Here is a 20,983-nt window from a genome sequence, read left to right on the forward strand (position 1 = left end):
AGTGAACAACATTAACCGCTAAAGACCGACCAAATAGGCGCATGGTCTGACGGCTTCTCTATGCCACGTAATTCATAATCAATATCTGACTCAACACATAATGACGCAAGTTCACGGGTTGCTAGAACAACGTCAATACGCAGCCCGCGGTTATCATCAAAGCCTCGCGAGCGATAATCAAACCAACTGTATTTGTCGCCTAGGTCTGGGTGCAAAGCGCGAAATGTATCGGTAAAACCCCAATTGAGCAGTGTTTGCAGCCATTGGCGTTCTTCAGGTTGGAAACTACATTTACCGGTCTTCAACCAACGCTTACGGTTAGGTTCACCTATGCCAATATCCAGATCAACCGGTGAGATATTAATATCGCCCATAACAATGACATGGTCAGTTGGTTGATGGTACTCGTTTAAATAGCCCATTAAATCTTTATAAAACTGACGCTTGTATGGAAACTTCGTTTCATGATTAATGTTGTCACCTTGCGGGAAGTAACCATTAAGGACGGTAACTTCACGGCCTTGCTCGTCGGTGGTCGTTACCATGATCATACGTTTTTGCATGTCATCGTTATCACTAGGAAAGCCTTTTTGAACTTTCAACGGTTGATTTTTACATAACATAGCGACACCGTAGTGCGCTTTTTGACCGTGAAAATAAACGTGATAACCCATACGTTCGACATCTTCTAGCGGAAATGCTTCGTCATGAACTTTGATTTCTTGCAAGCCAATAATATCTGGTTGGTGTTTGTCTATCACCGCTTGCAATTGATGAAGACGAGCCCTAAGGCCATTAATATTGAAGGAAATAACTTTCATAATGATGTTTATTTAGTGATGCGTGCAGGCATTTTAACAGGTAATGTCAGGCCTCGTTAGAGTGTCACCAAAATTATTTGATATTTTTTTAGCAATAAATTTAGTCTTTATAAATCAATTAACTAAAATGTAACCAAGGGCGAATTTTTGAACAGGGCATCGATATTTGCTGTTTCTACCTTAAGTTTGTAACCAAGGTGTAAACTGTGGTGTTGATTTGTTATCAAAAAATGTTGGTTATTTGTTAGGAATTAGCTTTAAGTCACTGTTTATAATGGTTTTTTAATGTTGCAAAAATGTAAAGTGGTTTGTTAATTAACATTATCAACTGGCAAATTTATTTGTTATAACTACGAACATATTGAAAAAATAATTACTTTTCTACCAAGTGTTTACAAAACATACGTAGATTCGTTGAACCTTTTGGAGCGATTTAAATGGCAGAAAATAAACCAAGTTTAAAAAAAATACTACTGGTTGAAGATGATCGTCAACTATCAGATTTGATCAAAGATTTTCTGGTTAGCGAAGGCTTTCACGTTAAACAAGAATTCCGTGGTGACACGGTAGCAAAGACCGTGGAAAACTTTTCACCAGATTTAATTGTCTTGGATGTTATGTTGCCAGGCAAAGATGGCTTCACGGTATGTCGCGATTTACGCCCGTCGTATAGCAATCCTATCCTAATGTTAACGGCGAAAAGCACTGATTTCGATCAGGTGTTGGGTCTTGAAATTGGCGCTGATGACTATGTCGCTAAGCCGGTAGAGCCTCGAGTATTACTTGCTCGTGTTAATGCGCTTTTACGTCGTGGTCAACTGCCTAAAGGTGGCAGTGAGAAAGCTGAAATTAGCTGCGGTAAGTTGCATGTTAATCGTAATTCTAGACAAGTTACCTTAGACACTGAAAACATTGAATTAACCAGCCAAGAGTTTGATTTATTGTGGTTACTGGCGACACGAGCTGGTGAAGTGCAAAACCGTGATTATATCTATAAAGCGGTTGTTGGACGTGAATACGATGGTATGGACCGTAGCGTCGATGTACGTATTTCTCGTTTGCGCAAAAAGCTGCATGATTCAAATGAAACACCATTTAGAATCAAAACAATTTGGGGTCAAGGGTATCTTTTCGTACCGGATGCGTGGGAATAATTAGTACCCACCAGAGGTTAAAAAATGAAACTTGGTCGCTCATTTTTTAGCCTGTATTTCTTAATCATCGCCTGTTTTGGTGTGCTCAGCTATGCTCTAGATCATATCTGGAGCCGTAGTGTTGAGCAGGATGTTGAGTCGTATACAGGCTATAAAACGGTAATGCTTGCAATCAATGAACGATTGTTAGTATTAGATAAAACTCTATGGAATGATTTTATTGACAGTGCAAATGGGCGCTTTGAGATGCCAATTGTCATTGTCTCTGAAACGGAAGTTGAAACGCTCGTTCCTGACATGAGTTATGTACAAGGTGAAGATGTCACCGTCTATTATGACGATGATCATGTGACCTTATTCCTGCCTATGGCCGAATCGGAACAAGTCTTAGTGTTAGGGCCCGTTCGATCGCCAACCCGTCCAAAAACTGAAGCCATGGTGCGAGTCGCTATTATGGTCTTACTGGGGCTTGTGGTGTTTTTCTGGATTTGGCCTGTGTCTCGCGACCTCGATAGGTTAGCCGCAACCGTTACCGCATTTGGTGATGGTCAATTTGACGCAAAAGTTGAAAAAGCAGATTCTGCGCTGGTTCAACCTATGGTGAAAACCTTCAATATGATGGCTACGCGCATTAATAATCTGATTGAGGCTCACAAAGAGCTCACCAATGCCGTGTCTCATGAGTTAAGAACACCATTAGCACGCAGCAAATTTGCCTTGCAGGTTTTGCGTGGTGCAAAAGATGACGAGACCAGAGAACGTTATACAGATTCAATCAATACCGATATCTGCGAACTTGAGTCGTTAGTAAATGAGCTATTGGTTTACGCGTCGTTCGAAAGTGAACAACCGAACATGACCATGGAACAAACCGATATCACTGCATTGGTAAATTATCAGGTGCATAGCTTTTCTCATTCGTGTGCAAACATAAATGTTGACGCGCAGCTAGATCAACAATTGATTAAATGTGACCCTCACTTTATTAATCGTGCGCTGAGTAACTTACTCGCAAACGCCATAAAATATGGTAATGGTAAGGTGTTGATCCGAATGTATGAACAACAAGGTCAGTGTTGTATCGATGTAGAAGATGACGGCGATGGAGTCGAAGATTCGTTTAAAAGTATTATCTTTGACGCCTTTTCACGGTTCGATGAAAGTCGTGGTAAAGACACCGGTGGTTTTGGCTTAGGCTTGGCTATCGTCAGTAAGATCATGCTTTGGCACAATGGCGAGGCCAGTGTCTCAGACAGTGAGCTGGGCGGGGCTAAATTCAGTATTAAGTGGCCAACGCAATAATAGCTCTCTTGTAAAGATTAACGGAGAGCTACGGCTCGCCGTTTTTATTTGCTTGTTTGTTTGCATTACATGAAAGGTAAAAGCGTTTTCTAGCGATACAGTTATTGCCCGAGCTAAAAGACTTAACTGGTTTTATTTGCCGTGACAGCGTTTAAATTTTTTGCCACTTAGGCATGGGCAAGGTTCATTGCGTCCAATGGTTTTGACGACATCATGGTTGATAATATCACCGTCTAAATATCGCCAATTGCCATTTTCTTGCAAAAAACGTGAATTCTCGCGCATCTCACAGAGTTGTTCACCATGTAAATAACGCACGACAAATTGCACATAGTGGTAGGTGTTGTCCGTGTAATCGGTTTGTTCGACGTTTAATGATAACCATACTGTCTCATCCATCCATGCTTTGATATCCGCTTCGCTATTTTCTGCTTGTTTGGCAGCTGCATAGGTATTAGCGACGTATTTAGAATCGCCTAGGGCGTAGGCGGTGAAACGCGAGCGCATAAGCTGCTCAGCCGTATTAGCTTGCTTAGCACCGTTAATAATGGCTTGGCAACATTGGCCTAATTCTTGTTGTGAACCGCATGGGCATAAATGGTTTTGCATGATCAGTGACGCAGGACTTAGTTATATAGAATGGTCATCAAGCTACTATAACAAAATATAATAAAATTTGCCTTGTCGGCTTATTGGTATTGGCTAAAGCTAAAGGGAATTGGGCGGCAAGGTATTAGCTAATGGAACTACTGAACTGGAGGGGCTAATACCTCACCTAAAACTTGTTGTGTGCACTCAATACCGGTAATCAATATCCACAAAGAAAAGACCTTCAAAGAAAAGACTGACAAAGCAAAGACCTACCAAGAAAAAACATGTAAAGAAAAACGAAGTTAGAAAAACAAAACCGTTAGTGCAATACGCTTTTTGCTGAATTTACGATAATACACTCGGTATTGCCGTGTTTTGCGCAACTTTGCAGCATTTGCAACTGACTTTCGCTAAATGTCTGGTCCCAGATGATCACTGTAGAACAGTTACCACGCAATAAGGTCGTCGCGATTTTCTCAAACGCGAGAGGTTGGTGTTGACCATTGACGCGCAATAATTTTGAACAATCAATTTTTTCAGCCAATGGCTGGATATCTAAATCATCACTATCGACACATAAAATCCAACGCTTTTGTTGTTGGTTATGTTGACATAACAATGCTAAGTCTTGCGTCATCGCCTGAGCATTTTCAGGTGATGTTATGGTCAACCAACGATTGTTATGGCCATTTAATATTGCGTCTTTGTTTAATAATTGTTGATTCATTTGCTGGTCTCCAGTCGTTTATATCTATACTGTATGAATAAACAGTATATGTTTTTTAAAACTGGGTCAAGAACTTTAACTGTTTATTTATACAGTGTTGGTTGGGTAGCCTACAATCTAAATAGACTATCGGGCTCTACAGTATACTGTACTTGACAGTCAGCGAACTTGATGGCTTGCAAAGGGCGTTAATAAATAAACGATTAGCATAAAAAAACGCAACCTTGCGGTTGCGCTTGCATAGATTTTACCAATTGAACGTTTTAACTAATCGGTAATTTTTCGATAGATAGCCCGTCCTATCATACGCATTTTAGTCGGCAACGGCATACGTTTTAAATTGGTTTTCACAATGCCTTCAGTAAATGCCGTTGCTTTTGAGTAATCGATATTGATGTCTAAAATCACAGGTTTCTTTTTAGCGGCAATTTCTCGGGCTTGACGGATACCATTGCTGATCTCGCTGTCATTTTCGATGCGCACATAAGCTGCGCCTGTGGCACTGGCGATGCCTTGGATTTTCGTTTTTGGCAATACGGTACACGTTTTTCGGTTATAAGGGATTTGCTGAGCTTGCGAAATTTGCGACAACTCACCGTCATTAAATACGCCAATGATACAGCCAATTTGGTGTTCTACAGCGGTGGCGAGTTCCATACAGGTCATCATAAAGGCACCATCACCAACCACACTTACTACTTCGTGTTGCGGATTCGCCAGTTTTGTCGCAATAGCAGCAGGCGTCGCGTAACCCATACAATTAAAATCTGTCGGAGAGATGAAACCAAATGGTTTATGCACTGGCATAAGTTCAGCACTTAAAAACGTATGGTTGCCATCATCAACGACGATAAACGCGTCATCGTCTAATTGCGCCCGCAGTTCGTCGAAATAGCGGGCAGGGTTTACTTTATCTTTACTGTCGTGCTGATACCAAGCTTGGCGATAAGCTTGCTTGTTTGCAGCAATAGTAGCTTTTACTTTATCGCCATCAACAGATGATTTGTGAGCGGCTAACTCGGCGACTAAGGCGGTCAATATTTGTTTGCTATCACCTTCAATAGCGACCTTAGTGGCAAAGTTACAATCGAACACCTCGGGATTGATATCAATATGAATCAAATTTACTGGCATGTTGCCACCAAAACTGCCAGTGGCAATTTCACCAAATCGAGTGCCAATGGCAATAACACAATCCGCATCATTGATGGCTTGCTGCGCCGCAGGTGCTGCTGCTGGGCCAAAACAAAAACCTGCATGCAGTGGATGGTTTGCGGCAAATGCGCTGATACCTTGTAACGTGGTCGCTACTGGCGTTTGCATGATATCGGCCAATTGGGTCATTTCTGCATTAGCATGCACAGCGCCCCAGCCAGCAAAGATTGCCGGTGATTTACTGCTCTTTAATAACGATGCCGCAGCGGATACTTGCGCTAAGGTTTGATCTGATAGGGCAGGATTGGCTTTCGCTTTATACTCTGAAAACTCACTGACGTCACCTTTATTAAGTTGCAAATTGACCGGGATCTCAACAAATACCGGACCAGGTTCGCCGGATGTGGCAACCTCGTATGCTTTGTATATGGTATCGATGACTTGATCATGTGTCTCTACTTTAAAGGCTGCTTTGGTGAAACCTTCAACCAGTTTGATTTGATCAAGTTGGTGTAATTGATAGTTAAATTTAGAATCATTACGGATACCACCAGAGATAACCAACATTGGAATACCGTCAAGATATGCTTCTGCAATGCCACTGGCGGCGTGGGTGACGCCAGCAGCGGGAACAATGACCATGGCGCCAACACTATCGGTGGTGCGAGAAATAGCGTCTGCCATAAAGCCACCATGGCCTTCATGCATAACCAAATACGGGTGTATGCTGTCTGAGTTGTTTAACTCATCATAAAGTTCGGTATTATGGACTCCCGGGATGCCAAACGTGTATTTTACGCCAATTTGCTCCAGTGCGTATCGAGCTAGCCATGCTGCTGTTTTCTTCATCTTAGTGATCTCGTCGTCTATATTATTCTAGTTATTCGTTAATGTTCGATTGGCAGATATGTTTCGCCGCTTGTTTTGCGGTAAGAATACACCCGGATAAGAAGGTGCCTTCTAACGAGCGTTTGCCACTGGCACCGCCACCGCCAAAGCCGGCTGCTTCGCCGATTGCATAAAGGTTAGCTAAAGGTTCACCGCCATTGCTAATGACTTGTGAGTAGATATTGGTTTGAATACCACCTAAGCTTTTGCGACTGATCAGACTGACTTTTATCGCAATCAATGGGCCATGTTTACTGTCCTGAATTGGATGAGGTTTACAGGTTCGTAATCGATCGGCTTTCCATTTTCTGGCGTGTTCAATACGGCGGATTTGATCATCGTTAAATTGCGCACTTGGCCGAGCCAAGTTGGCGTCATAATCCGTTAATGTCTGACTTAGTATCGTTTCATCCATGTCAATTGTATCGGCTAATTGATTCATTTTGCTGACCAGCTCCGAGACCGTATCGGCGACAATGAAATGATCGCTTTGCTGTTGCATTTGTTTAACCAAACGATGATTACCAAGCAGTGTTTCTTTTATAAAGGTAACAAACTTTTTATCGCGGATCATTTGGTTGTGCTCGGCGCCAGAAATGGCGAACTCTTTACTGGCTATTTTCCAATTTAACACCTGCCATGCGTAACCATGTTGTTGTTTTGCCATTTGTTTGCATAAATCTCGGGTATCAAAGCCTGTCACTAATGGTTGCGGGCCAATACGCTCGCCATTGGCATCGAGCCATAAAGCGGATTTACACGGTATCAAACTCAAGCCATGTTGTTCAAAGAGTGGTTCAGGGTGGGGAATGCCTGCAGCATAATTCCACATTTTATCTAAATGGGTTAACCGTCCGTGATGACGGGCGACTTCATCGTGCATTTTACCATCACAACTCGGACTGGTGCCATTTAACAATCGCGTCGGTTTTTGCCAATGCACAGGCCAATGTGCTTTTACCATATCAAGATTGCCGGTAAATCCGCCGCTGGCTATAATTACGTTGCAGGCTTCAAAGGTGACATCAACGCCTTCATTTGTCGTGGCAATACAACCGTTAATATGGTCAAGCTCGTTTGTGGTTAAACGGTCTACAGAATGCTCAAATTTAATCGTTAATTGCGGTGCTTTAAATGCTGATAACGCATCTAAGGTTTTATTAACCAGTTCCAATGATGTGCCCCACATCACATGATAGCGGGGTAATGAGTTACCATCGCCGTACATGCCACGTTCAACCCAATTAACGGCAGGTAAAAATTTAATACCTAATTGTTTTACGTGTAGGTAAACATCTTGATAACTGCGTTGACAATAGAGCTGCGCCCACTGTTTTGGGTAATCATCGTCATCATTAAAGTCGGCAAAATTGTACCAGTCTTGTAAGGCAATATCGGCATTATCATCTATCCCGTTACGTTTTTGTTCTTCGGTACCAACCAATGCCATGCCGCCAAATGCACAACGTGCCAGGCCGCCGACCATTTCTTGGCCCTGTCGCTCTAGTATGACAACACGTTTCCCTTGCTGACATAATTCCAACGCCGCGGTTAAGCCAGCAATGCCAGCACCGACGATCAGTACGTCGCAAGATTCAACCTGTTGGGATGTTTCATTGTTGCGCATAGAAAAATTAATCTTTACCAGAGTGTGTATGCTTAGCATAATGGAGAAAAAATAAAACGCTATGGTAAAAAATACCTAATGGTGATGTCGAACGTTCACGCAAATGCTGAACAACAGCAGATGGCTTTACAACGCTTTATCAGTGAAATTTATACCGATATTGGCAAGATAGACTTGGCAGAATACCGCCAATATGCGCTTGGCCGATTACAGCAAGTTATTGATTTTGATGGTGCTATATGGAGTAATGGGCATCAGAAAACGTTAACCTTTCACAATCAAACACTGTTTAATGTAGCTCAGCAGTTATCTCATGATTTGCTGCAATACCTTGACATAAATCCGTTAGCGGACGTGCTGTTGCAGCAGTTAGGGCAACCAATTGATATGCGTGATTTGTGCCCCGATAGCGAGTTTTACCAGTCGCAGATATATCAAAAATGTTTTAGTCAACACGGCATTGAGCGGATTTTATCGAGCATTCATTTAGATGAGCAAAGCGGCTTATTTACCTTGTTAAGTTTGTATCGTTTTGATCGCCAACGACCGTTCTCTGAGCAAGATAAGAAAATACAGCAAATAGCCTTATATCATTTACTTACCGCCGCCAATCACGCCTTGTTTATGGCGTTACCGGATGACAAAAATCAACCTGGATTTTCTGCAATCTGTGACGACAAGGGCTACTTACACCAAGTGCAGAGTGAGTTTTTGCCATTACTGGCACAATTTGCCGATAATTTGCCTGCCGGGCGCTTACCTTTTTTGCCGCAAAATCTTGCCGACATTGAAGGCTTATCGATGTCGGTGGCACCATTTGATGACCGTTATTTGGTGCAAATAAGGGCAACAGGGCCCTTGGCCAGTTTGTCAGAAAGAGAGCAGCAGGTGGTGACCTGTATTGTCCAAGGGCAAACCTTTAAACAAGCGGCAAAGTCATTGCAATTGTCACCATCTACGGTGTCGAATCACCTATATCGAGTCTATAAAAAGCTCAATATAGGTAGCAAAAGCGAACTCATTGCTTTAGTCAAACAAAGCGATTTATAACGGCAACATTCCAACCCATTATTAATGGAATTACCATGGACAATAGCATAAAGACACTGACAGGCTTTGGCGATGACGACGCAACAATGCGGGTTTATTGTCAAAATAGACCGCCGCTGGCCCCATTTGATGCGCCTGAGGGGATTGTGCCGCTGCAATCCGGTGATATCCATTATATCGGCAAACACACCTCAAACCATTGGCGCAAAATCTTTAATGTTTATGCCAAGCTTGGCTTTGATTTGTCGACAATAAACAACACAAGTAACGCAAGTATAAAGGAACAACGCTGGCAAGATTATCGTGACCACAGGTTATTGCAACAAGGCAGTAATAGTGCCTTGTTGTTTGCGCAACAAGCCGAGCAACTCGACGTTCGGCAACGATTGCATATTGTTATGGGCAAAGCCTACGCAACAAATTTACTAGGAGAAGGGTTTTTACAGCGCTGTTTTTGGCCAACAGCGGATATCGCTATATGTGAGAGTCGATCAATTATTGTTTGTCCATATTTCGATTATAGGCAATTAACAAATGAGAAAATCAAAATTTTACAATCACTTATAATAAATATGACGGTTGTTAAAAAGTTGTAAATTTGCCTGTTAAAATTATTCCAAATCAATAAAATCTCGATATTATTATCTATACTTCAAGCATCAACATAACACTTAGTAAGGTAATCTATGTCTGAGCAAACCGTTCTGGTAATAAATTGCGGCAGTTCCAGTCTGAAATTTTCACTAATCGATCCCGACAGCGGCGAAGAATTTGTTTCTGGCGTTGCTGAGCGATTAATGACGGAGCAGGCGTTTATCAAAATCTCTCATCAAGGCAAAAAACAGCAAACTGCGTTATCAGAACCTTTTGACCATCAAATCGCGGTTAACTTTATTGTCGGTGTGTTAGAGCAGGTCGGGTTAGCAGACAAGGTCAGTGCCGTAGGGCATCGGGTCGTGCACGGTGGTGAGTCATACTCGCAACCAACCATGATCACCGACGAAGTAAAAGCCTCTATTGCCGAACTCGGTAAATTAGCGCCTTTGCATAACCCGGTTAACTTAGTTGGCGTTGAAGCGGCAGAACAAGCATTTGAAGACACGCCGCAAGTGGCGGTGTTTGATACCGCATTTCATCAAACCATGCCAGAAAAAGCCTTTATTTATGGTTTGCCATATCATTTATACAAACAACATGGCATCAGACGCTATGGCTTTCATGGTACCAGTCATTTCTTTGTCGCCAATCAAGCGGCAAAAGCTTTGCAACAGCCTATAAATGAGACCAGTGTTATTACCGCTCATCTTGGCAACGGTTGTTCCATTAGTGCCATTGAAAACGGCAAAAGCGTTGACACCTCAATGGGCTTAACGCCATTAGAAGGCGTAGTTATGGGCACCCGATCCGGCGATATCGATCCCGGTATTGTGTTTCACTTAATTGAACAGCTCAATTACACCCCAGATAAAGTGAATAGTTTGTTGAACAAAGAAAGTGGTTTATTGGGGATTTCGCAAATGTCCAATGACTGTCGCACCATTGAAGAAGCAATCGTTAACGACAATGACCAACATGCGGATCTGACCATGGACATTTTTTGCTATCGCATTGCCAAGTCGATTGCCTCGTTTATGGCTGCATTAAGCCATTTTGATGCCTTGATCTTTACCGGTGGTATCGGCGAAAATTCGAACTTGGTGCGTTCAAGAGTGGTGCGTTCATTAGCTTTGTTAGGTTTGACCATCGACCCGCAACGAAATAGCGACGTGCGATTTGGCAAGCAAGGGCTTATTTCTACCGATGACAGTGTCAAATGTTTGGTAATACCAACTAATGAAGAGCTGGTGATCGCGATGCAAAGTGCGCAGGTTATCGCTGAACAAGCGCAGGAATAGGAGACAGTAATGCCTAGACGAATTATGCTAACACCAATTGGCTTTGGGGTCGGACTTACCAGCGCCGCCTTTGGTTTATACCACAAATTACAACAACTTGGTGTGGATGTCGGTTATTTTAAACCCATTAGTCAGCCATCACGAAACATCCTACAAAGTGCAATAAGCTCGCCGCCAGAATTTAACAGCATTATTGAAAACTCTATTCCAATCAGTACGGTGGAAGAAAAGGTCGGTAATGATCAGCTCGATGTGGTGTTGGAAGAGATTGTTGGTAACTTTGAAAGCATCGACAAAGATATCGTGATAATAGAAGGCATGATCCAAACCACCAAGCATACCTATGCGGCTAAGATTAATGCCGAGGTTGCCAGTGCTTTGTCTGCTGATATTATCTTTGTCGCAACCCCAGATAACGACACGCCAGAACGATTTCAAGATCGTGTCGAGGTCAGTGCAAAAACATTTGGTGGTCTGAAAAATTCTCGCATTAAAGGCATGATCATTAATAAAATTAATGCACCTGACAAAGATGTGATTGGTTTGCTGCCAAGAGAAGGTGAGTTCACTCAAAACAGTGACATCAGTGAATGGGAAAATTTAAAAATATTTGCTGATAAAGAGATCAAGCTAATTGGTGCGCTACCTTGGGATATGGACTTGGTTGCGCCACGAGTCGAAGAGGTTGGCAAGTATTTAGACGCAACGATATTAAATCGTGGTGATATGGAGCATCGCCGTATTCGCAGCATCAGCTTTTGTGCGCGAAGTGTGGCAAATTTAATGAGCCATCTTGAGCCCGGTCGATTAATCGTCACCCCGGGCGATAGGACGGATATTATCATCGCTACCTGTTTATCGGCGCTCAATGGTACCAAGATGGGCGCCTTGCTGCTCACCAACGGCTATTTGCCAAATGATTCGGTACTTGATTTATGCCAACAAGCATTTAAAACCGGACTGCCGGTGTTGTCGGTAGAATCGGATACGTGGGAAACCTCACGCAACTTAATGGGCTTTAACCCTGAGATCCCAGAAGAAGACATTCAGCGCCAAGATAGAGTGAAACAGTTTATCGCCGACAGATTAAACCAGACCTGGTTGGAAAAATATATTGGCAGTAAAGTCACCGGACAATTGTTATCACCGCCCGCGTTTCGTCACAAGCTTACCTCATTAGCTCAATCGGCCAATAAGCTTATCGTCTTGCCTGAAGGTAACGAAGTTCGCACCATAAAAGCCGCGGCTATTTGTGCCGAGCGCGGCATTGCTCGTTGTCAGTTATTAGGTAAAAAAGACGAGATCATTATGTTGGCAGAGCAACAAGGTATTACCTTGCCGCCAGGGGTGATCATTACCGAGCCGAAACTAATTCGAGAAAACTATGTCAATCCGTTGCTGGAATTACGTAAGCATAAAGGCATGACCGAAGTCGTGGCTAAAGAAGAGTTGAAAGACAATACCATGTTAGCGACTATGATGTTGCAACTCGGGCAAGTCGATGGTTTGGTATCTGGCGCAGTCAATACCACCGCCAATACCATCAGACCGGCGCTGCAATTGATCAAAACCGCTCCGGGTAACTCGTTAGTCAGTTCGGTATTTTTTATGCTGTTACCGGATCAGGTGTTTGTTTATGGTGATTGTGCGATTAATCCAGATCCTAATGCCGAACAATTGGCTGATATCGCCATTCAGTCCGCTGAGTCGGCGCAACAATTTGGTATTGAACCTAGAGTAGCAATGATCAGTTACTCAACCGGCAGTTCAGGTTTTGGTGCTGATGTAGAAAAAGTGGCTGAAGCGACGCGTATAGCACAACAAAAGCGACCGGATTTATTGGTTGATGGTCCTTTACAGTATGACGCAGCAGTAATGGAAAATGTGGCTCGTAAAAAAGCCCCTGACTCCAAAGTGGCAGGGCAGGCGACGGTGTTTATTTTCCCTGACTTAAACACCGGTAATACAACATACAAAGCCGTACAACGTTCTGCTGACTTGATCAGTATTGGTCCAATGCTACAAGGTTTGAATAAACCGGTAAATGATTTATCTCGTGGGGCGTTAGTTGACGATATTGTTTACACCATAGCGCTCACGGCGATTCAAGCTGGGCAAAAAAAGTAGCCCTAAATAAACCGTGATATAAAAAGGCTCCACAGTGATAACTGCTGGAGCCTTTTTAATATATTGTAAGTTGTGCGCAATTGTGGACAAAAAGCCGCGGTCTTACCAGTGCTATATATCAATAGTATGCGTATCAACCTGCATTCAAACAGGTCAATCAGTGATAAAATTGATCGCTAATATGAAAGATTTCAATGCATCAACTTAATACTTCGACGTATTACATCAAAGTAATGCATCAGATTTACGCAGCAGAATAAAAAACGAAAGATAAACAATAACTTAACGCTACTTACAACTAAAACGAAAATAAAACCTATGACAAACATAATAGATGGAAAACTTGCGGCTCAACAGATACGCGAGCAATTAAGCGCTAAAGTCGATGCCTTCGTTGACGTCAATGGCATTACCCCAAATTTAACCGTTATATTGGTTGGCGACAATCCCGCAAGTCAGGTGTATGTGCGAAATAAAATTCGCCAAACACAACAAGTCGGTATGATTTCAAATGAAATTAAACTCGCTGATAATGTAAGCCAAACAGAGATTCTTGCTCATATTGCTCGCCTAAACGCCGATCACAATGTACACGGTATTTTGGTGCAGTTGCCATTACCCAAGCATATTGATGAACATGCCATATTAGAAGCAATCGAGCCGCACAAAGACGTCGATGGTTTTCATGCGTTAAACTCAGGGAAATTGTTCAGTGGTTTGCCTGGAGGGCTTGTCCCGTGTACGCCTCAAGGTTGTGTCATTCTTGCAAAAAAAGCCTTAGGGGATAATTTAAGCGGTAAACATGCGGTGGTTTTAGGCCGTTCGAATATTGTTGGTAAACCTGTCGCGATGCTGTTATTACAGCAAAACTGTACTGTTACTATCGCTCATTCTCGTACCGAAAACATCGCACAAGTGGTACGTGGTGCAGATATTGTTATCGCTGCAGTTGGCATTGCTAACTTTGTTAAAGGTGATTGGATCAAGCCCGGCGCAACCGTTATCGACGTCGGTATTAATCGCATTTTTGATGAACAACAGGATAAATATACGCTGGTGGGCGATGTTGATTTTGCTGAAGTAGTGAAAGTCGCTGGCGCTATTACTCCGGTTCCAGGCGGTGTTGGTCCGATGACCATTGCCTGCTTGTTAGAAAATACCTTTCTCGCCGCCACACATAGCCTGTAGCGCGATTAATCCTGTTTCAAATACAGGTGGCACGGTGAAATGGCCACCTTTTGGTTAACTTGTGTGAAAGTTTTCATTTACGCTTTTAACGTTTCAGTAATACCTATTCTTGAGTTGTAATTGATTGTTTTAAAGGGTTTTTTACTATTCTCTTGATTGCCGTTGGTTGTTATAACGTCACTCCAAACATTAGTGAATGACAAAACAACTTAGATTTAGGCAATTAAGATGAAAACAAAACTTGCGACAACTTCGGTACTAACAGCATTGGCGACCGTGCCGTTATCCTCATCCGCAGTAGAGGTATACGATGATGGTAAAAACACCTTTAATATTGGTGGTTACTTTGAGCCAAATATGGTGTTTGCCGATGGCACAGACGAGGTTGTTGACGGTGGCTCTCGTATCAATCTTAATTTTACTCACCAGTTAAAACACGGTTGGACTGCTTTTGCCACCGCAGAGTGGGCAGTACGCTTGGTAAGTAATGATTCTGATTTAACTCTTGGTGGTGATGCCAGATTGGCGCAAGGAGAATCTTCAGATACCTTGTCTAATCGTCTTGGTTTCGTTGGTGCTCGCCATGATAAATGGGGTAGTGTCAGCGTCGGTAAGCAATGGGGTTCTGTATACCAAGTTATCGGTGTGACCGATAATCTTAATGTCTTTGGTGGTGACGCCGCAGGTGCCTACGCCCTAGGTGATGGTGGATATGTTGGTACCGGACGAGCAGAACAAGCGATTCAATACAATAATCAATTTGGTAATTTAGGTCTTAGCGCTCAGTTTCAAGGTACCGAGGATACTGCGGTGTTGAGTGAAGAGTTGCCGCCACCTTTTGACGTATTAAATGATGCGGAAATCACCTATGACAATTCATATGGTGTGGCTCTGACCTATCAATTGCCGTGGCAATTAAAAGTCGGTGCGGCTTACAACCAAGCATCGGTAGAGTTTAGTGCAATCGACGATACCTTAGTGCGTGAATTAGATGACACCTTATCGGCAGTTAGTGTGACCTATGGCACTTTAGGCAAAACCGGATTATACGCAGCAGCGGTCGCCGTTGAGACAGAAAACCATGAATTTGATAACCGTGGTGACTTACTTGAAGAAGCCAGTGGTATTGAATTGATGGCCTCTTATCGTTTTGATAATGATGTTGAGCTTTTGGCTGCCTACAACAGTATGAGCAGTGATGATGCCGACAATGATTACGAGCGAGCTTATTACGTCGCCGGTGCTGCGTATCATATGAGTAATCAGTTTGTGGTTTTCTCTGAGTACAAGCTTGATGAATCAAAAAATCACGATGGCAGTGACCTAGAAGATGCAGATACGTTAAGTTTAGGTGCCCGCTATAGCTTTTAATGTTGCGCTTGTATCACTGCGCAAGTAACGATGCTCAGCAATGTATGGCAAGGGAACGCTAGTCGTGCCCTTAGCCAATATAGGCAGTTGTTTCTGTAAATTCGCAACAAGTAACGAGTAGCCATTAACTCGTAGCTAATAACGAGTAGCAAGCGAACAGTCGCTTATTGGGGTTTAGCTTTAATTGTTTTAGGAGATACCTAGCAAATTGATTTATGCGTTTAGTGCATAGTGTTGTTGCAATAAAGTCATTAGGGCGTTGCATTGCTGATCCGTATAGTAGCGGCATCTTTTATGGTTACCGGTTATTGGTCGCGAAACACGGCCAGCATGCTTATATGAACAAAACGCAACTTTCACAATCAATGACGTTATGGTCATTTTTTAAAAGCAAAGCTTATTCGATCACCGTGACGCTTATTTTGTTGTGCTTAATTGCCATGCTGATGTTTAAACCATTACTGGTTGCTTTTGTGCTGTCACCAGTACACCTGAGTTTTGACGCTGTTTTATTGCACGAGTTAATATTTGCTTTTAGCGCGCCATTAATATTGGTGTTTTGCTTACAAAGACTTGTGGTAAAGCAGGATGTAAAAAAGCAATTTTCGAGTGTGGTTACCTTGGTTTGGTTGTGGGCATTATCACGCCTGCTACTGCTTAGCGATGTCTATTTAGGTTTGTTTTTGTGCGTTGTGGCGCAAACTTGGTTCTGGCTATTGGCGACAAAGTTAATGCGTCATTTGTGCCGATTACGCGGTCAGGAATTAGCCAAGCCAATCGTCAGTATTTTAATGACCTCGCTAATGTTTAATGATGTAATGATAGTGACAGGTGGGTTGTTTTTGCCATTAAATACTCTAGTTTATCTGTCTCTGGCATCGATGCTGTCGTTACTATTATTAACCTTGTTAACGTTTACGCTAACGTCACAAATACAGCAAAAACAACAGCAATTAGTCAACAAACCACTGTAGCTATTTATACTGGATAACGCTCCTGTGAGCCGTTATTTTTTAACACCCGGTTGTCATCTGGAATCCAGTCTGGGGGCAACCTCCCTTCTTATATACATTTCTTGAATCTTTAAGCTCATATTGTTGAATGTTTTATGTAAATTATTTGTATCAACTGTGGTCTGATGAGCGTTTTTTTACACCCTTGAATATTGATGTAACTATTTGTAATTAAATGTAATTGATATTTACTTGAGGTTAAATTGACACTGATTTGAGGAGCTGTCTGTTGTGTCTTTAGCCTAGCTTATTTATTAATCATGCAACCCCGATGTTTGTTGGTATTACATCGACAAGAGATCGGATTTATAAAAACGCTTAATAGCATAGTAGGGGAGTGGCATGATTTTTAAATCATCGACTTTGGCTATGTTGATAGGAGCGGCGCTAGCAAATACTGCACACGCCGAGCAAGCACAAGATACAAATAATAAGCTATCTACCTATCAGCACGGTTCAACACAAGCGCAAACTGATCAACAATCAAGTTTTGCAAAAGCACACGAAACAACAGGTGTGTATCTTTTCATTTTGTCAGAAAAAAGTGCACTAGACAGTACCTATAGCGCTCAAGGAAGTGATCGCTCAGAGGTCGTTGCCGTAATCGAACAACAACAACAAGATATTATGGCAGCTATCCGCAACCTGGATGCTAATGCTGTGCTTACTCGTAAAGCACGTTTAACCGAGAATGCTCTTTATGTGCAAATGACGCACGAAGCAGCAAAAACTATTCGCGAAGACTCTCGTGTTATTCTTGCTGAACTGTTAAACGAAGAGCCAAACTACACTGCTGAAGATGAGTTTGCTCGTTTTCCTTTCTTAAATGTCAAAGATGCAGGTGATGCCGTTACCGTTGCTATTATCGCTAACGGTATTGACTACACCCACGCAGCATTAGGTGGAGAAGGTACTGTTGAAGCGTATGAGCAAGCTTGGGCAAACCGCCACAATGCTTGGGATGGTTTCCCAACTGATACCGTTATCGGTGGTCTGGACTTCGGTGCAGAAGGTTACCACTATATCGACTACAACCCGCTAGAAATGGCTGGTGATCCGAATGTTGAAAGTGGTGCTCTACCATCAGGTACCGTGATCGCGTCTCAAATTCTAGAACAAGCACCTGATGCAAAAATCTTGTCGTACAAAACTTACGATTGGTCACACGCCTATTTCTATCCTGTACTAGACGTTATTGTCGATCCTAACCAAGATGGTGATATTAGCGACCGTCCAGACGTTATCGTTATGAACGCATGGGGTAACAACGCATTCTACGTAGAAGGTGACACTCAAGGTTCTCAACCAACTCGTGATATTGGCTTGGTGCGTCGATTAAGCGCGACAGGTTCATTATTGGTTGTTGGTGCAGGTCAAACCTATTATGACCAATACTTTAATCTTGCTTGGCGTGGTGCTGTTCCTGAAGCACTAACCGTTGGTACCGTATCTGTTGACGGTGAAACCATGCAACTAAGTGATTTTACACCTGCAGGTCCAGTTCGTGGTGGTCACCTGTTAAAACCAGAAGTTGTAGGCCCTGGTGAAAACATTGAAGGTCCTCTAGCCGGTTCTGGTGCAGATAACCTAATGGTATCACCACACTCAAGTTATGCCGCTGGTTATGCAGCCGGTACGGCCGCTCGCATTTTAGCGCAATACCCACAATTAAGCCCAATTGAAGCGAAAGCTTTGGTAGCAAATACCGCAAATGCCGAAGGAATTGTTGGCAACACCGCCTACATCGAAGAATTTGATGTACACACACACAAACTGGCTGAAGTACCATTTATGGGTACCGGTATGGTTGATGGCGAAAATGCAGTAACTGCTAACGCGGTTGCGTTTGAATCATCAAGCTATCAGCCTGGTCTTGCGTTCGGTTTTGTTGAAACAGCAACCAAAACAAGCGTAACTCGTTATGTAACCTTGAAAAACTTAACTCATAAAGTTCAGTCTTACACTATTAGCCAAATGGTCAATGGTGAAAAGACAAACAATGCTGCAGTAAGTTTTGTATACCCTGAAGTGGTTAACGTTCCTGGTAACCGTTCAGTTTCGTTCCCGGTTACTATGACCTTGGATGCGAGCAAGCTAGCAACTGATCCGCTAATGTCGACAGAAGACTTCACCATTGAAAACTGGTCAAAAGCGTCTGTAAACGGTTACTTAACTTTCACTAGCACCAAGCACAACGCTGCCGATTTGGCCATGGCTTGGCAGGTATTCCCAAAAAGCTCTGCTGAACTATCAAAAGACAACTTTGGGATCACAACTCGCCTTCCATATGATGGCGGTAAGATGGTTGAGTTGAGCAATAGTTCTGGTGAGTGGATCGAAAGCTCATTGGTTGATGTTACTAACAACACCGCACAAACGCGTGTTCTTCATACCTTACCATCGATTGTTACTATTCCAGTCAAAGAACCAAGCAAAGCGGGTGGTCAAGGTCATTTGTATAAGCGCATGGGTGCAACGATTTCAGCGGATGATCGCTGTGAATCAAATGCCATGTTATCTATGGCAGTGCAAATGTTCGATAAGTTCGATGTGCCTGTAGCAGAGCACTTTGATAAAGCAGGACACGTATTGTCGTACTTTAGTATCTATTCAGAGGCGATTACAGAGCAATACGCAGATGACCCATTTGCCCTAGATCGAAGCGCGACAGATGCTGACAAACTGGCATATTTTGAAATTATCACTGTTGATAGTGGCTTACCGAAACTGAAATACATTGATTATTCATTGGAATTCCGTTGGTGGGATCCTCTTTATCGCGTGAAATACAGCGAATTCCCGGTAGATGTATCTATAGGCGACGATACTGCGGTAGGCCATATCTGTGTTGAAGATCTATATCACCACGACTATCAGTCTGTTGATGCGTTCGATGGCAATTTAGGCTGGCAATTTGCATCTGACCGCGATGCTCAATCTCCAGTTAGCGGCAACGTAATTCGTTATAACCCAATGATCAATGGTCAATATTTCGAAGAAATTGTCGACCACACTGGTGAAACTGGTTATCCAAATTGGTGGGATACCTGGACGCCTTGTGCAGCAAAAAGCTGGGATCCTGATTACTGTATCGAGAATAAATCTACGTTGTTAGCTACCACAGGTAAGATTGCTACGTTAGATGACGAAGGTGAAGCACTAAGTTGGTCAAACCGTAAGGAAATCGCTCCTGGCGAAACCGTACGTGTATCTGCTGGCGCAAGCTTACAGTGTAACCCGAACGTTGTTTCAACCGGTATCTGGGTGACCCATGAAGATTGTCCGGAAGGTGTAATGATTTTTGAAACCGGTAACGACCAGTTCTACATGTCGGGCGCAACCTTTGGTTATGACGCAACCGTTATTGAAGGCCAATCATTCATTGTCTATGAAAACGCTGAAAATGGTGCCGTTGTTGGCAAAGTTGACATGAATAGCCGTAACTTCTTCCAACCGGAAACGGCGGATGGTGAAATTTACTTGGTTAATGCCATCCCAGGTACACCTTTTAGTGTAGCAATCGACGGTACTATTTCTGTTGCTAATGCTGATGCTATTAACTACGAAGATAACACATCTTTTACTCTTAAACTGCAAGCGGACTATGTAAACCGTGATTCTAAGCTAGTAGAAGTAACCGTTATCGTTAACAACGTTAACGATGTTGCCCCTATGCAAGTGAAGTTAACAGACAGCATCATCACTCGCGTTGGCGACACTGTGAATGTTGACTTGAACGGTACCTTTGTAGATGTAGAAGGTGACGGTGTTGCTTACTACTCAGATAATCTTCCTCAAGGTTTAACGATTTCTGCCTCTGGCGTTATCTCAGGCTCTGCTGAAATCGCTGGCAACTACGACGCAACCATTGTTGCGACGGATGGTGCTAACGAAGCTACAGCACAGGTAACTGTTGAAGTTGCACAAAGTGCTCAGGGCTCTGATAAAAAACAAGAGCAAAATCAGGAAGAAATCGCAGAAGAATCTGACGACTCATCTGCAGGTAGCACAAGTTTTGTGTTTGCCCTGTTAACCCTGTTCGGCCTTATCTCACGCCGCGTGTATAAATAATGA

Annotated in this window: 15 protein-coding genes; 10 read left to right on the plus strand and 5 right to left on the minus strand. The window is 42.9% G+C overall.

Translation table 11 applies throughout. The annotated features are described in order from the left end of the window. Positions 1-11: 11 nt before the first annotated feature. Entirely contained in the window at positions 12-821 is an 810-nt protein-coding gene (xthA, locus tag HII16_RS09830) for an exodeoxyribonuclease III (RefSeq protein ID WP_169129709.1), read from the minus strand. A 437-nt stretch (positions 822-1,258) separates the two neighbouring features. On the opposite strand from xthA, the gene HII16_RS09835 reads away from it, so the two are divergent. Continuing rightward, entirely contained in the window at positions 1,259-1,975 is a 717-nt protein-coding gene (locus HII16_RS09835) for a response regulator (RefSeq protein WP_135437281.1), read from the plus strand. A gap of 24 nt (positions 1,976-1,999) precedes the next feature. Next, positions 2,000-3,277, plus strand: coding sequence for an ATP-binding protein (locus HII16_RS09840; protein WP_169129711.1), 1,278 nt, complete (start codon positions 2,000-2,002; stop codon positions 3,275-3,277). Positions 3,278-3,409: 132 nt separating this feature from the next. On the opposite strand, the gene HII16_RS09845 is transcribed toward HII16_RS09840, so the two are convergent. The 4 genes from HII16_RS09845 to HII16_RS09860 form a co-directional block, all read right to left on the minus strand. Continuing rightward, positions 3,410-3,886, minus strand: coding sequence for a YchJ family protein (locus HII16_RS09845; protein WP_169129713.1), 477 nt, complete (start codon positions 3,884-3,886; stop codon positions 3,410-3,412). A gap of 301 nt (positions 3,887-4,187) precedes the next feature. After that, entirely contained in the window at positions 4,188-4,595 is a 408-nt protein-coding gene (locus tag HII16_RS09850) for a hypothetical protein (protein WP_169129715.1), read from the minus strand. A gap of 267 nt (positions 4,596-4,862) precedes the next feature. Then, positions 4,863-6,599, minus strand: coding sequence for a thiamine pyrophosphate-binding protein (locus HII16_RS09855; protein ID WP_169129716.1), 1,737 nt, complete (start codon positions 6,597-6,599; stop codon positions 4,863-4,865). Between the two features lie 31 nt (positions 6,600-6,630). Beyond that, a complete protein-coding gene (locus HII16_RS09860; protein WP_169129717.1) occupies positions 6,631-8,265 on the minus strand; it encodes an FAD-binding dehydrogenase in 1,635 nt (544 codons plus the stop codon). Positions 8,266-8,349: 84 nt separating this feature from the next. Between HII16_RS09860 and HII16_RS09865 the strand changes: the two genes are divergently transcribed. The 8 genes from HII16_RS09865 (at position 8,350) to HII16_RS09900 (ending at position 20,980) form a co-directional block, all read left to right on the plus strand. Next, complete coding sequence (locus HII16_RS09865; RefSeq protein WP_211183472.1) at positions 8,350-9,315, plus strand: helix-turn-helix transcriptional regulator; 966 nt, start codon at positions 8,350-8,352, stop codon at positions 9,313-9,315. A 35-nt stretch (positions 9,316-9,350) separates the two neighbouring features. After that, positions 9,351-9,911: a hypothetical protein gene (locus HII16_RS09870; protein WP_169129719.1), complete on the plus strand. Its 561-nt coding sequence runs from the start codon at positions 9,351-9,353 to the stop codon at positions 9,909-9,911. A 90-nt stretch (positions 9,912-10,001) separates the two neighbouring features. Further along, on the plus strand, positions 10,002-11,210 hold the full coding sequence (locus HII16_RS09875; protein ID WP_169129720.1) for an acetate kinase: 1,209 nt from the start codon (positions 10,002-10,004) through the stop codon (positions 11,208-11,210). Between the two features lie 9 nt (positions 11,211-11,219). Continuing rightward, entirely contained in the window at positions 11,220-13,337 is a 2,118-nt protein-coding gene (gene pta, locus HII16_RS09880) for a phosphate acetyltransferase (protein ID WP_169129721.1), read from the plus strand. Positions 13,338-13,655: 318 nt separating this feature from the next. Continuing rightward, the gene (gene folD / locus HII16_RS09885; RefSeq protein WP_169129722.1) at positions 13,656-14,525 is read left to right on the plus strand and encodes a bifunctional methylenetetrahydrofolate dehydrogenase/methenyltetrahydrofolate cyclohydrolase FolD; all 870 of its coding nucleotides are present in this window, start codon (positions 13,656-13,658) and stop codon (positions 14,523-14,525) included. Positions 14,526-14,753: 228 nt separating this feature from the next. After that, positions 14,754-15,896, plus strand: a complete 1,143-nt coding sequence (locus HII16_RS09890) for a porin (RefSeq protein ID WP_169129724.1) — start codon at positions 14,754-14,756, stop codon at positions 15,894-15,896. Positions 15,897-16,111: 215 nt separating this feature from the next. Further along, positions 16,112-16,870 (plus strand): hypothetical protein, encoded by a 759-nt coding sequence (locus HII16_RS09895; RefSeq protein WP_169129726.1) that lies wholly within the window; start codon positions 16,112-16,114, stop codon positions 16,868-16,870. Between the two features lie 381 nt (positions 16,871-17,251). Beyond that, on the plus strand, positions 17,252-20,980 hold the full coding sequence (locus HII16_RS09900; RefSeq protein WP_169129728.1) for a S8 family serine peptidase: 3,729 nt from the start codon (positions 17,252-17,254) through the stop codon (positions 20,978-20,980). Positions 20,981-20,983 lie beyond the last annotated feature (3 nt).

The organism is Thalassotalea sp. Y01 (assembly GCF_012932945.1).
In the GTDB taxonomy this organism is placed as follows: domain Bacteria; phylum Pseudomonadota; class Gammaproteobacteria; order Enterobacterales; family Alteromonadaceae; genus Thalassotalea_A.

What these genes read in the sequence shown, in the direction of transcription:
- HII16_RS09870 (WP_169129719.1), top strand. Translation starts at nt 9,351, where the DNA reads ATGGACAATAGCATAAAGACACTGACAGGCTTTGGCGATGACGACGCA.
- HII16_RS09875 (WP_169129720.1), top strand. Translation starts at nt 10,002, where the DNA reads ATGTCTGAGCAAACCGTTCTGGTAATAAATTGCGGCAGTTCCAGTCTG.
- HII16_RS09860 (WP_169129717.1), bottom strand. Translation starts at nt 8,265, where the DNA reads ATGCGCAACAATGAAACATCCCAACAGGTTGAATCTTGCGACGTACTG.
- HII16_RS09850 (WP_169129715.1), bottom strand. Translation starts at nt 4,595, where the DNA reads ATGAATCAACAATTATTAAACAAAGACGCAATATTAAATGGCCATAAC.
- HII16_RS09890 (WP_169129724.1), top strand. Translation starts at nt 14,754, where the DNA reads ATGAAAACAAAACTTGCGACAACTTCGGTACTAACAGCATTGGCGACC.
- xthA (WP_169129709.1), bottom strand. Translation starts at nt 821, where the DNA reads ATGAAAGTTATTTCCTTCAATATTAATGGCCTTAGGGCTCGTCTTCAT.
- HII16_RS09835 (WP_135437281.1), top strand. Translation starts at nt 1,259, where the DNA reads ATGGCAGAAAATAAACCAAGTTTAAAAAAAATACTACTGGTTGAAGAT.
- HII16_RS09840 (WP_169129711.1), top strand. Translation starts at nt 2,000, where the DNA reads ATGAAACTTGGTCGCTCATTTTTTAGCCTGTATTTCTTAATCATCGCC.
- folD (WP_169129722.1), top strand. Translation starts at nt 13,656, where the DNA reads ATGACAAACATAATAGATGGAAAACTTGCGGCTCAACAGATACGCGAG.
- HII16_RS09845 (WP_169129713.1), bottom strand. Translation starts at nt 3,886, where the DNA reads ATGCAAAACCATTTATGCCCATGCGGTTCACAACAAGAATTAGGCCAA.
- HII16_RS09855 (WP_169129716.1), bottom strand. Translation starts at nt 6,599, where the DNA reads ATGAAGAAAACAGCAGCATGGCTAGCTCGATACGCACTGGAGCAAATT.
- HII16_RS09900 (WP_169129728.1), top strand. Translation starts at nt 17,252, where the DNA reads ATGATTTTTAAATCATCGACTTTGGCTATGTTGATAGGAGCGGCGCTA.
- HII16_RS09895 (WP_169129726.1), top strand. Translation starts at nt 16,112, where the DNA reads ATGCGTTTAGTGCATAGTGTTGTTGCAATAAAGTCATTAGGGCGTTGC.
- HII16_RS09865 (WP_211183472.1), top strand. Translation starts at nt 8,350, where the DNA reads ATGTCGAACGTTCACGCAAATGCTGAACAACAGCAGATGGCTTTACAA.
- pta (WP_169129721.1), top strand. Translation starts at nt 11,220, where the DNA reads ATGCCTAGACGAATTATGCTAACACCAATTGGCTTTGGGGTCGGACTT.